This window comes from Shewanella sp. M16, from assembly GCF_018224605.1.
Classification (GTDB): domain Bacteria; phylum Pseudomonadota; class Gammaproteobacteria; order Enterobacterales; family Shewanellaceae; genus Shewanella; species Shewanella oncorhynchi.
Genome location: NZ_JAGTUL010000007.1, coordinates 172,370 through 184,904, shown reverse-complemented (window position 1 = coordinate 184,904; position 12,535 = coordinate 172,370). Strand labels below are relative to the sequence as shown.

The window sequence follows — 12,535 nt, the reverse complement described above, 5'->3', positions numbered from 1 at the left end:
AATACGCATAGTAATTAATTACGTAATTAAATAACTAATAGTAAATTTATTATTACATCATTTTTACTCTATTAGACCTAAGTAGAAAATGCTCAATGTTTTGAACTAACCTAGAGGTAAGTCAGATAAATTCATATAAATCATAATGATAAAGACTGTTGCTATTGCCACAAATTAAAACGACCGTTTCATTTTGACGTTTACGTAAACGAAACAAGTATCATGTGCGATTCAAACTAAGTACCAGGTTGCGTTTCCCGATCAACAAGGTGGGATGTGATGGTTAACTCAAAAAATAAATCACTTTTTTATAAAAAAAATGAAACAAATTTGACATTACAGCGGGATGGAACTTAGACGCGACTTTTTATGAAGCTTTTCTCCTGCGAGAACCCATACCTTACTTCCTCAAATACATGCCTTTTCATAACACTTATTCGCAGCACTGCACATTTCAACCACGACATCTGAAACATATGTTGCCAACTTAAATGCAAATCATTACTATTCGCGACCTATTTATTTGGGGGAACCATTAATGAAATCATTTCGTTTGTCACTAACTGCACTCGCCTGCCTTTCCGTTTTATCGCAAACTGCATCCGCCGAAGCTAACTCGGTATCAGCAAATACTGAAGCCAACGTTGAGCGCATCACGGTTTATGGCAGACAAAACTCAGTGGTGAAAAATTCAGGGCTAGCGACTAAATCCGACATGTCTCTCATGGAAACACCCGCTGCAGTTGTAATTGTTGACCAAGAACTGATCGAAACCCAAGGTACAGATAATCTGCAAGACTTGATCCGTAACATCAGTGGTGTGACTCAAGCGGGTAATAACTATGGCATCGGTGACAACATAGTCATCCGTGGTTTAGGCGCAAATTACACCTATGACGGTATGTATGGCGGTGCTGGCCTTGGTAACACTTTCAACCCCACGCGCTCTTTAACCAACGTTGAATCCGTAGAAGTATTAAAAGGCCCAGCGACTGGACTCTATGGCATGGGGAGTGCTGGCGGCGTCATCAATTTAATTGAGAAAAAACCGCAATTCGAGTCAAAAAACAAATTTACCGCCGAAGTTGGGCAATGGGATACCTACTCCCTTGCTCTGGATAGCACGGGCGCCCTGAATGATGATGTCGCCTACCGTTTAGTGGCCAAATCCGGCCGCAGTGATGGCTATCGCGATATAGGCACAGACAGAGACGAAATCTATGGCGCCTTAAAATGGGTATTAAGTGATAGCCAAGATGTAATGCTTTCAGGTGCTTACATCAAAGATGCTATTGCCGTTGACTCTATTGGCCACCCGATTCGAATTTACAATGCCGATTCAGTCGGCGGTAAGAGCGCGGGAGAGGTCACTTGGCAGGATTTGATCAACGATCCAAGTGGTAAGGGTCTACAACTGACCGATGCACAGCGTCAGCAGCTAGCGGACTCGTTGTCGGGCGCTGACGGCTTAAGGCCCTATTCGTTTGGTGATGCAGGGCTGATTTCGCCCATGGCGAAGGACAATGAAGGCGAAGAGTTAAGATTTAAACTAACCCATAATATTTACTTCAACGATAATCTGTTTCTTAATCAGCAATTACAGTATCGCGACTACACTTCAGGCTTCGCCCGCCAAACAGGTGCTTATAACTACGTCTACTGGAAACAAGGCAAAAACCCGATCAACACTGATCCCCGCGCGCCATTAGTTGAAAACGGCGTGCTTTATCCTTTTGCTGCAAGACGTCAGGAATACCGTAAAGTGGATGCCGACGAGACTTCGTGGCAGTACTTTGCCGATTTACGTTATGACTTCCAAATTGGCAATATAGACAATGAATTATTGGTCAATGCCAACTATGAAGACCGTAATATTCGCTTCCAGCAATATTCTATCTACGATGCGGATCAAATCTTTAAAAACAAAGATGGCAAAATCATTTACCAAGGATCTCTGCCTTATATATACGACATCCGCAATCCTAACTGGGGTACAGGCAAGTTTGAGGACTATGATCCACTCAAGACAGCGAACTATGACAAAAAAGTCAGCGCTTGGGGTTTAGGTGTACAACACGTGGGGTATTTAGGACATGGCTTCACCACACGTGTAGGCGTTGCCTTTAACGAGATAAAACAAAGTTATGAACACTTTGGTGTCGATGAACGCTATAGTGCAAGTCAAGCTGCTGCGACGCAGGAAGAGGACACTACGGATAACGGCATCACCTATAATCTAGGTTTAACTTATATGCCAACGGACGATTTATCTTTCTTTGTGAACCATTCAAAGGGGCGCACGGCTTACAGTATATTAGGCTCTGTGACCGGCAAAAATACTGACCGTAAAGATTCAGAATCGGTAAGCAATGATCTGGGTATGCGCTTTAAAGCCTTTGATGATCAAATGCTAGCATCATTGGTGCTCTTTAAAAGCTCACGAACCAATGTGCCTTATACGAATGAAGAATATAAGATAGGCGTATCAGGACCAGAAGTACCCGTGTATTTTTACGATGGTAGCGAAGATACTCAGGGGGTCGAACTCGATCTCAATGCCCATCTTAATGATCAATGGCGCGTTAACCTTAACGGTATGTACCAAGATGCAAGGGATAAACAAAATCCAAATACTTTAACCTACAATAGCCGACAAAAAGGCGTACCTTATGTCACTGCCAGTGCTTGGGTGACCTATGGCGCCGATTGGTTTAGCTTATCAAGCCCAATCGAATTAAGCCTTGGTGCTAAATTTGTCGATGATCGCAGCACGCACTCTAGCTCATTTGGTATTCCAGACGGTTATGTGCCTAGCTATACCGTTGTCGACTCGGCGGTGAGCTACAACGCGGATTCTTGGAAAATCCAGCTGAACATCAATAACCTTTTCAATAAAGACTATTACAGTAAAGCCATGTTCCTCGGAGGTATGCCGGGTGAAGAACGCAACGTCAAACTGCAATACAGCTATAGCTTTTAACACCTAAACATCAGCGTTAAATTTGATGTTGTAAACCAATAAAAAAGAGAGCATTTATGCTCTCTTTTTATATCCAAATCAGAGTGACAACATTAGCTCACATTCTCCCTATCGCCACGCATGAGGGATTCCAACTCTGCCTTACCCTTATTCGATAAATTGATTAACGTCGCTAAATCATTCTGATGAGCCGCACTCGCAATCACCAGTTTCTTATCATGTTCAGCAAAGATTTTTACCCGCTCGTTGGCTTGTACCTGCGATAAACCTAGGCCTTGGAGAATCTTCTCACTGGCCGATAGCGCCGAACCAAAGGTCTCACGAAACACATCCGTCACCCCAAGGCTCATCAAACGATAAGCATGGTTACGGTCCCTCGCCCGCGCGACTATGTTGATATGGGGAAAATGCGTTTTCACTTGCTGAGCAATTTCAATGGAATCCTCAACACTGTCCACGGCAAGCAATAGTAATCTAGACCGAGCAATCCCCGCCGACATCAACATGTCTAAGCGTCTGGCATCACCAAAATACACTTCACCACCGTATTTACGAATAACATCCACATGACTCGCATCCTTATCCAAGGCGACAAAAGGGATACCTGATGAGGCCAAAATACGCCCCGTGATCTGGCCTACTCGACCAAATCCAGCAATCACCACTTCAGATTCGGTGACATTAATCGTATCTGGCAGACGAGTATCCACCACTTTGGCTTTAGTTGCTCGGAACAAAGTAAACAATAGAGGTGTTACTGCCATAGACAAACCAATAGCAAGCACAAGGACTTGCGCAATTTTATCGCCGACAATACCAGATAGCTGCGCCTGAGATAACAGCACAAAGGCAAATTCGCCCCCTTCAGCAAGGATCAAACCTAGTGCAATACTAGGCCGCCATTTGTGGTGCCGAATACGACCCAACACCATAAGCACAAAGGTTTTAATCAGCAACATAGCCATTAAAATACCCAGAATAAGTAACGGATCAGATATCAATAATTTCAAATCCATACTCATACCGACAGCCATGAAAAACAGCCCAAGCAATAAGCCTTTAAAAGGTTCTATGTCAGTTTCGAGCTGGTGCCGATAACTTGAGTTAGCGAGCATAATACCCGCCAAAAATGCCCCCATACCCGCGGAAAGTCCCAACCACTCCATTAACTCAGCGCTACCCATGACCAGCAATAATGCAAAAGCGGTGAGCACTTCACGCACCCCACTGCTTGCCACTAGTTTAAGGAATTTAGGCAGTAAATATTTCCCCACTAACACAAAACCAACGAGCGCAAGACACGTCCAGTACCAAGGCACCGCATGATGTTCAATCTGAGCAGAATTGGGCGCCAAATATGCTGTCAGCAGCAACATAGGTATAACCGCAAGATCTTGCATTAACAAGACCCCAAAAGCATCACGTCCAAGTGGGGTTGTAAGCAACCTATGCTCACTCATTAACTGCACGGCAAAGGCTGTCGATGATAAAGATAGCGCGGCGCCAACCACTAAAGCCGCCTCAATAGACAAGCCAAAACCCCAAGCCAAACCTCCAATCGCAGCCCATGACAACAACAGCTGACCACTGCCTAAACCAAAGATAGCACTGCGAAGTTCCCATAATTTACTTGGATTCAATTCGAGTCCAAGTACAAACAGCATAAGTACCACACCTAACTCGGCAAAATGCAACACGGCTGCAGGATCAGAAACCAACGCCATACCACCTGGGCCTAAAATAATCCCTGCGGCCAAATAGGAAAGAATAGGGCCCGCGCCAAAACGTTTACCCAAGGGAACAAAAATAACCGCCGCCAATAAAAATAGCAGCACCGAAGTGAGTAAACTCGACTGTTCCATGAAGGCTCCAACGGAAAAAGGAATGCGCATTGTTCTATGTAAGGACCCAGCAATAGCTAGGCAATTATCAGCTATGATATCCCATTTATTTATTAACAAGGTCAAGGCAATTCATTAAAAATGAGAAATTTTGATACGAAAAACACTTAAGCGTAGGGGAAATCAACTGGAGCAACAAAGCAGAGTAAAAGAGCACTTAGAGACACCTTAAACTGTTATCGCATTTTGTGAGTGACTGCAAAATAAAAAACGAGCAATAAACTAAGGAAGGATAAAACCAGTAAGGGCTTGCCAACTCTGGATGAGACTAAATGCTCACTCGACTTGCATTACACAGAGGGCGATGCGATATGACGCCGTAAATCAGTTGCCTGCTTGTCACATTTTAATATGTCAGAATAGCGTACTACGGTGTTGCGGCCATTGGCCTTAGCGGCATAGAGCGCCATGTCGGCTCGGTGAAATAATGGATCCAAACTCAGATCATCAGCCATTAAACCGCTCACGCCAAAACTCGCCGTTATAACGAACTTATGCCCTGAATGTTGGGTATCAATGGCCTCGATACGAGCTCGACATTGCTCCGCCACTTCCATGCCTTTCTCCTCATCGGCATAGGGTAATAAAATTGCAAACTCCTCACCGCCGATACGAGCAAAAACATCACCATTTCGGATATGGGATTTAAGGGAGTCAACCACCTTTTTAAGCGCCCAATCGCCAGTTCCATGACCAAAAGAATCGTTGATGCGTTTGAAGAAATCTAAATCGAATAAAATGACACAGAAATCCCCGCTACGAGCCGTGGCTTGCACAAAAAGGTTTTCTCCCAACTCTTGCCCTGCACCACGATTCAATATGCCTGTTAAGGCATCCATTCTCGCCATACGCATAAACTTACGTTTCTGCATCTGACCTACGGCTAACAAAATTCCAAGGAAGAACAGCCCACCCACTAGAATAGTGATAAACATCAGCATATTGGTGTATTCCCGCTCTTTTACCATTTGCTGAGCGATGTAAAGTTCACGCTCTTTATTGAGTAAGTTGATTTCACGCGCCTGTTCATCGGCATTAAACTTAGCCGCCTGATAAGCGAGAGTTTTCATTCTAGATTGGTCAAAAATCAATTGATTATAATATTGTTCTTTTCTTGTGTATTCATAGGCTTGCTCAAATTGTTTATCCGCCGCCATCAGTTCGGCAAATACCTTATATGCAATATGCAATATGCTTATGTTCGATGTAGCTATTATCATCGGGGAATGAAAGCACTTTAACGGCGTGACTTTTCGCTTGAACCTGCTCATCCATGGCAAAGTAATTCTCGGCAAGTAGTGCATGTACATGGCTAATTTCTAACTGAAATTGAAAAGCTTCATACCCTTTTAAAGCTAATAGCAGAATCGCTCTCGCGCCTAAAAAGTCGCCCCGCTCCTGCAAAACCATAGCTTTGCCTTTCATCGACATAGTCGCCAGAAGGGGGAATTGCTTCGCATCACAGTATTGACGGCTATCTTCGAAGGCATCGAAGGCGTCGGGATTTTTCACGCCGAGTAAATAAATAGCGCGCAACAATTTGGCATGACAAATATCGCGGACATCGGTTTCCTTTGCGAGTTGTAGCACCTTATTGGCATAAAGGCCCATATCGCTATAAGCGTCCATTTCGGAATAAATATTGGCAATTCTTAGATATGAGTGCCGTTTAATCGTGACATCATCAATATTCACCACTAGGGCTAATGCTTGAGCGACTGCAGCCAAGGCTTTGTCATAGTCACGCATACCTATATATACCGTGGCTTTGTAACTATAAACTGACGCCAATAAATCAGTATTTGTCACTAAGGTTTCGGCTTGGTGAAGATCATCTAACGCTTTAGTATATTCACCGATGAAAAAATAACCTATCGCTCTATCTATCCTCAGTCGTCCTTGTTGTATTGTAGTTAAACGACTGAATTCTTTCTCATATTCGGCAAGCTTTTTCTGCGCAGCACTAAGATCAGATTGCAGTAATACATCAAGCTCATTGAGTGCCTGATCAAAATCGAGAGAGTTAGCCATCAAAGCTGTCGAACACAAGGCGAAGATGGCTAATAGGGCACAACGTAACCGTTTCAAGATTAGTTAATTATTACCATGATTGACTAAAATAAATGTTTGATAATTTTGGTCGCCACTCAAAACTTTTAGTTTTGTCATATCCCCTGTAATTACAGCGCTAATTTCTTCATCAGTTAACCCATGGGCACGCATAACGGACTCAGGGTCCTGTTGATACGCTTCCATCAGTTGTGCATCTTGGCCTAACTGGGTAAAAAAATCCGATAATGCAGACATACCTTTCCTTATTTATATGATGACTCCCGAATTCAGCTCAGAAGTACAGCACTCACAATTAGCCTAAATCTTCAAGTCTAATGCTTAATTTAGTTAAAATAGCATAGTTGTATTCGAGTTTTTTTGCTGGCGGGATCAGTAAAGTACTGTTCGGAGACAAGTTTGCCTCGGGTAGCTTACTCAACGGCAAATACTCAATTCTAGGGGCTTGAACTGGCAGATTAGCAGCTTCGTAGATCACCACTTGATGATCTCGCGGATACCATTGATTCAGTTGTTCAACCAAAATCTGCAGCCTGTCACTCGTAGTATGGAACTGAGTTAAGGTATGTTCACCAGCAATCGCAATTTGCCATAACAATAAATGGGTTGTCGGATCGGGCACATGATTAAAAAACATAAACTGGCTAGCTTCAAAGCTTTGATGCCCAGAGCTACCGGGGTCAATACCCAGATCAGCCCATAAACACGCCTCGGCAGAAATCCCCGGCTCCATCTTCGCTGAAAACCCTTCTGCCCTCGCCCGCGTAATCGCCATATGGGAAACACAGGCAAAGACTCCAGGATGACCATAGAGTGCACAAACGGTTTTTTTGCCAGCCCTCACCGCCTCCAATATAGAATTAACCATTTGTTCATAGGTTTCTCGGCGATTTTTAACTTCACCATTTTGTGCATAAAACGGCTGTAAATTAATGACATTGGGATTAATGTTCTGGATCCAACGCTGCGAAAAACCATCGGGCAAGAGTGAAAACACGACATCAGCGTGCTCAATATAACTACGACTCATCACACTGATCTGTCCGGCCAGTTGTAAACCTGTACCTACGCAAACTAAAGAGCCCAATGCATCTATCCCACTATTTTATTTCGAACACTGCAAACTTACGGCAAAAAAGCCACAGTACAAGAACACAATAAAAACATATCGGTAACTTTAATCTGATTTTAATGAGATTACTATGTTTATCGCCACACATACTGTCTATCGACTTACTAACTAATTGCTTGGCTTTAAAGAAGAAATCGCTCACATTTACTCTTTCCCAATCCAGCCAACAGTAAACCTGTACGGCTCTAGAAGCCGAAAATCATACTCTTAGCCCCATATGACTTTAGCGAATAAATATCCTTAAAGATTGAGAACTAAAGCCAACATACTGGGTCGAAAAGTCACACAATTCGATCTATGACGGTTGCAAAGCCCGATTGCCCTTGTCATGAGGGGGAATGCTTGGGTATTATGGCCGCCAGATTTTCAGAAGTAGCGCATACAATGATCAATAAAAAGCAAAGTCTTACCCTACTGGGCGCTGTGGCGCTCTCTGTTTCACTCAGTGCCTGTAGCGTGTTCGATTGGTTGATTTATAAGCCTGACATTCCACAGGGCAACTACATGGAACCGCAACAAGTTGAAAAGTTGCGCATTGACATGACCAAAGAACAAGCCGAATACATTCTCGGCCGTCCGGTATTACGAGATAGTTTTGCTGACGATACTTGGTACTACGTGTATCACTACAAGAGTGGGCGTGATGCCAGCATTACGCATAAAGAACTCATACTGCACTTTACGGGCGATAAACTTACCTCAGTGAAAGGCGATTATGAACTGAGCAAAGAATTTAGTACGCCGCTAGAGCAAAGCAGCTTACCAACAGGTAATAAAACTGAGCTAGTGCCACAAATTCCAGCACAGCGCGCCGATGAAAAGCCATTAGTTAAAGAAAATCAAGCTGAAGCGCAAGTTCAAAAACCAATTAAGTAATATCCTAAACTTTGCTTATGCTCTTCTCAGTCAATCAAATACAAAAAAGCGCCCAAGGGCGCTTTTTTATTGAGCAATGATGTCAATATTTAAGCCCGTCCGCCCGTCACTTTATTCGCGCGGCCTTCATCTTTAGCTTTATCTGCTCGGCGACGACGCACATCCTTAGGATCAGCAATCAAAGGACGATAAATCTCAACCCTTTGCCCCGGTAAAATCACTTGGTCATGCTTAACCACATTACTAAACACACCGAGCTTAACCGTCTCTAAATCGATCTCAGGAAAAAAACTCACTATGTTACTTAAACGCACCACCTCAATCGCCGACGTGCCGGGATTCACATTCACCGAAATCACTTTTTGCTGTGTAGGCAAGGCGTAAACCACATCAACTACAAACTTATCTGTCTCATTTGTCACTGTAAATCACCTTAGCGCGACTCGTAAATGCCGTCACCATTGATACCATAAGATCATTAAACACTTTACCAAAGGCCATATCGGCTAACGAACTTGAAAACTCAAAACTCAGCTCGAATTCTACCTTGCAGGCCTCTTCAGTCAGCTCAGTAAAACGCCACTGCCCCAATAAATGCTTAAAGGGCCCATTTTCTAATGTTAAATCAATACTCTTACCAGGAACCACTTGGTTGCGAGTCGTAAATGTCTTACGGATCCCCGCTTTACTCACATCAACAGATGCCAGCATAGTCTTACCATCAAATTCTAAGACTTTGCCACCCACACAACCGGGTAAAAATTCCTTATACGACTCGACATCATTCACTAAGTCATACATTTGCATCGCACTAAAACGGACTAACACACTTCGAGAAATTTGCGGCATAGGACTTAGTACTCTTCACTAACGTATTCACAGCGACCTAAGCAAACTCAAACGCACGAAAATAACGCACGTGCAATAAACAACTTAGGCCAGCAATCAAAATTTGCACGGATTTTATCACGATACGTAAAAAACGCACCCCTTGTGCACTTAGGCTGATACTTAACACCCTAATCACGTTCAAAAAACCAGCAACAACACGATAGAGGCTTGAAATTAACTAAATAAACCCTTATATCAATACCAAATTGATTCACCGTGCGTATAATGGCGCCACTATGGTAAAGAAAAATTCAAGCAAAGCCGCGCCTGCGACTATCGCACGTAATAAGCGCGCAACCTTCGAATACCGTTTCGAAGAGAAAATGGAAGCCGGCCTATCCCTTATGGGATGGGAAGTGAAATCTATCCGTATGGGTAAGGTCAACTTGTCCGACTGTTACGTATTCCTGAAAAATGGCGAAGCCTTTATGCATGGCTGCACCATTATTCCCTTGAATACGGCATCGACACACGTTGTCTGCGATCCCCTACGTTTGAAAAAACTGCTACTCAGCCGTAAAGAGCTAGATAAACTAGCGGGCTTAGTTGAGCGCCAAGGCTACTCTATTATTCCTATCTCAATGTACTGGCGTAAAGGTGCATGGGTAAAAGTGGAAATTGGCCTAGGTAAAGGTAAGAAAGATCACGATAAGCGCGAAGATACTAAAGCGCGTGAATGGGAAGTTGAAAAAGCCCGCGTGATGAAAAAAGAAAAAACGCACGGATAATGAACAAACGATTGAACTTGAAGCAAATGATGCTAGGTGATCATAGTGCTACGGGTTACAATCAAATTCTTGGGGGCGATTTTGGATTCGACAGGATTCACGAAACCCTGGGAGCATGCCGAGGGGCGGTTGGCCTCGTAAAAAGCCGCACAGTTATAGTTGCAAACGACGATAACTACGCTCTAGCAGCTTAGGCTAGCTAGCCATCTGACACAGGTCTCTCAAATGGGCGGTGTATACAGATGGTCATCTTACATTTGATAGCGAGGGAACTCCGTCCGGGGGTGAACCGCGAAATAGTACCGGACTCGCCCGATGAAATCCTGTCTTTCGGAGTTTATTCGGGTTAATTAAAAGAGAGACTAAGCATGTAGTGCCTTGGATGTAGGTGTTCTGGACGCGGGTTCAAGTCCCGCCGCCTCCACCAATTTTACCAGAAGGGCTTAACCGCAAGGTTAAGCCCTTTTTGTTTGAACTTTCAGGCTATTACTCATTTCGAGCAATCAATTCAAATGCGGCGGCGGGAACTGAACTGGCGTCGATAAATGAATCATGTCACCACTTGATCTAATCTCTATTAGATTCAGCCATTCAGACGCCGCACCTAAAAAACTACCTTTTTCCCTTTCCACCCAAAGCGCGCTTTTTAGCACGTTGTTTTTGCGCCGCTTTGCCGTTACGTCTAGGTTCGGTATCCATCTTATTAAAGTCGGGTTCAAAGCCAAGTAACCATTGTTGTGGTAGACGCTTGTCGAGCACAACTTCAACTTCTTCCAATAATAGGGAGTCCTCTTGACTAAAGAGGGTGATGGCAAGCCCTGCACTACCCGCTCGACCTGTGCGACCGATACGATGAATATAATCTTCGGCGATAAAGGGTAGCTCAAAGTTGATCACATATTTAAGCTCGACGATATCTAGGCCTCTGGCGGCGACATCCGTTGCCACTAGCACTTGAATTTTGCCTTGTTTAAATTCCTGCAAAACTTTCTCGCGCGCGCCTTGAGACAAGTCACCGTGAAACGCCTGAGTGATAATATCGGCTTTATTGAGTTGCTGAACCAGTTTATCGACGCCTTGCTTAGTGCGGCTAAAAATCAACACTTGATGCCAGTTTTTACTGCGTACCAGATGGCTGACGAGTTCGGTTTTACGGTCGGCGTCGACGGCATAAACCACTTGTTCAATTTCGGCAGCGGTCGTGTTGCGCTTGGCAACTTCAATCAACTTGGGATCGCGCAGTAAGGTTTTACTTAAGCTGAAGATAGCGGCATCTAAGGTGGCAGAAAATAACAGGGTTTGTCTGTCACTCGGTACTTGCTTGAGCACGGCTTGAATTTCATCCATAAACCCCATGTCGAGCATACGGTCAGCTTCATCGAAAACAAGCACACTCAATTGCTTAAGATTTAATGCACCTTGTCTAAGGTGATCAAGTAAGCGGCCCGGAGTTGCGATTAACACATCAATCCCTGCATTAAACACGGCGACCTGCGCATCGATACTCACGCCGCCGTAGGCGATGCCGATACGAATATCAGTCCCTTTAGCGTACTGAACAAAACTCTGCTGTACCTGCACCGCCAGTTCACGTGTCGGCACTAAGACTAATCCGCGTACGGGTCTCACAGCCGTTAACTCTTGCGAAGGGCTGAGTGTCATCAAATGATGCAAGATAGGCAAGGCGAACGCAGCGGTTTTGCCTGTACCCGTTTGGGCGCCAGCCATCACATCCCGTTTAGCTAAGATGGCAGGGATCGCTTCTAACTGGATAGGCGTTGGCGATTCATAACCAAGAGCCGCTAAGGTATTCACTAACGTGGAGTTTAAGGGTAAGGCACTAAAAGACATTGCGGTTAACCACTGAAAATAATGGCCAGAATTTTAGCAGACACAACCCTAAGCGACTAGCGGCATAGCGTTAGTCCTATTGTTCTATCGGGTGAAACTAAATCAA

General features: G+C 44.1%; 9 protein-coding genes, 1 other RNA gene and 1 pseudogene. 4 read left to right on the top strand and 7 right to left on the bottom strand.

What is annotated here, in order from left to right; genetic code table 11:
- The first annotated feature begins 538 nt into the window (after positions 1 to 538).
- Complete coding sequence (locus KFE26_RS07160) at positions 539 to 2,980, top strand: TonB-dependent siderophore receptor (protein ID WP_212600011.1); 2,442 nt, start codon at positions 539 to 541, stop codon at positions 2,978 to 2,980.
- A gap of 92 nt (positions 2,981 to 3,072) precedes the next feature.
- On the opposite strand, the gene KFE26_RS07155 is transcribed toward KFE26_RS07160, so the two are convergent.
- The 4 genes and pseudogenes from KFE26_RS07155 to KFE26_RS07140 form a co-directional block, all read right to left on the bottom strand.
- The gene (locus KFE26_RS07155; protein WP_105249794.1) at positions 3,073 to 4,842 is read right to left on the bottom strand and encodes a monovalent cation:proton antiporter-2 (CPA2) family protein; all 1,770 of its coding nucleotides are present in this window, start codon (positions 4,840 to 4,842) and stop codon (positions 3,073 to 3,075) included.
- 329 nt (positions 4,843 to 5,171) lie between these two features.
- Positions 5,172 to 6,912, bottom strand: a pseudogene (locus KFE26_RS24310) (GGDEF domain-containing protein).
- A 63-nt stretch (positions 6,913 to 6,975) separates the two neighbouring features.
- Entirely contained in the window at positions 6,976 to 7,188 is a 213-nt protein-coding gene (locus KFE26_RS07145) for a hypothetical protein (protein ID WP_212600010.1), read from the bottom strand.
- 58 nt (positions 7,189 to 7,246) lie between these two features.
- Entirely contained in the window at positions 7,247 to 8,038 is a 792-nt protein-coding gene (locus KFE26_RS07140; RefSeq protein WP_173246046.1) for an SAM-dependent methyltransferase, read from the bottom strand.
- A gap of 396 nt (positions 8,039 to 8,434) precedes the next feature.
- On the opposite strand from KFE26_RS07140, the gene KFE26_RS07135 reads away from it, so the two are divergent.
- Positions 8,435 to 8,959, top strand: a complete 525-nt coding sequence (locus KFE26_RS07135) for an outer membrane protein assembly factor BamE (RefSeq protein WP_049821762.1) — start codon at positions 8,435 to 8,437, stop codon at positions 8,957 to 8,959.
- Between the two features lie 89 nt (positions 8,960 to 9,048).
- Here KFE26_RS07135 and KFE26_RS07130 read toward each other — a convergent pair whose 3' ends face one another.
- Together KFE26_RS07130 and KFE26_RS07125 are read right to left on the bottom strand one after the other, a co-directional pair.
- Complete coding sequence (locus KFE26_RS07130; RefSeq protein ID WP_106651167.1) at positions 9,049 to 9,381, bottom strand: RnfH family protein; 333 nt, start codon at positions 9,379 to 9,381, stop codon at positions 9,049 to 9,051.
- Positions 9,371 to 9,808, bottom strand: a complete 438-nt coding sequence (locus KFE26_RS07125) for a type II toxin-antitoxin system RatA family toxin (protein WP_028760728.1) — start codon at positions 9,806 to 9,808, stop codon at positions 9,371 to 9,373. The genes KFE26_RS07130 and KFE26_RS07125 overlap by 11 nt, the downstream gene beginning before the upstream one ends.
- A 278-nt stretch (positions 9,809 to 10,086) precedes the next feature.
- Between KFE26_RS07125 and smpB the strand changes: the two genes are divergently transcribed.
- Together smpB and ssrA are read left to right on the top strand one after the other, a co-directional pair.
- A complete protein-coding gene (smpB, locus tag KFE26_RS07120) occupies positions 10,087 to 10,578 on the top strand; it encodes an SsrA-binding protein SmpB (RefSeq protein ID WP_006080832.1) in 492 nt (163 codons plus the stop codon).
- A 71-nt stretch (positions 10,579 to 10,649) separates the two neighbouring features.
- Positions 10,650 to 11,005: a transfer-messenger RNA gene (gene ssrA / locus KFE26_RS07115) on the top strand.
- Between the two features lie 185 nt (positions 11,006 to 11,190).
- On the opposite strand, the gene KFE26_RS07110 is transcribed toward ssrA, so the two are convergent.
- The gene (locus KFE26_RS07110; RefSeq protein WP_212600009.1) at positions 11,191 to 12,429 is read right to left on the bottom strand and encodes a DEAD/DEAH box helicase; all 1,239 of its coding nucleotides are present in this window, start codon (positions 12,427 to 12,429) and stop codon (positions 11,191 to 11,193) included.
- Between the last annotated feature and the right edge of the window lie 106 nt (positions 12,430 to 12,535).

Excerpts from the sequence above, each read along its gene's own strand:
- KFE26_RS07160 (WP_212600011.1), top strand. The coding sequence starts at position 539 with ATGAAATCATTTCGTTTGTCACTAACTGCACTCGCCTGCCTTTCCGTT.
- KFE26_RS07155 (WP_105249794.1), bottom strand. The coding sequence starts at position 4,842 with ATGGAACAGTCGAGTTTACTCACTTCGGTGCTGCTATTTTTATTGGCG.
- KFE26_RS07145 (WP_212600010.1), bottom strand. The coding sequence starts at position 7,188 with ATGTCTGCATTATCGGATTTTTTTACCCAGTTAGGCCAAGATGCACAA.
- KFE26_RS07135 (WP_049821762.1), top strand. The coding sequence starts at position 8,435 with ATGGCCGCCAGATTTTCAGAAGTAGCGCATACAATGATCAATAAAAAG.
- KFE26_RS07125 (WP_028760728.1), bottom strand. The coding sequence starts at position 9,808 with ATGCCGCAAATTTCTCGAAGTGTGTTAGTCCGTTTTAGTGCGATGCAA.
- smpB (WP_006080832.1), top strand. The coding sequence starts at position 10,087 with ATGGTAAAGAAAAATTCAAGCAAAGCCGCGCCTGCGACTATCGCACGT.
- KFE26_RS07110 (WP_212600009.1), bottom strand. The coding sequence starts at position 12,429 with ATGTCTTTTAGTGCCTTACCCTTAAACTCCACGTTAGTGAATACCTTA.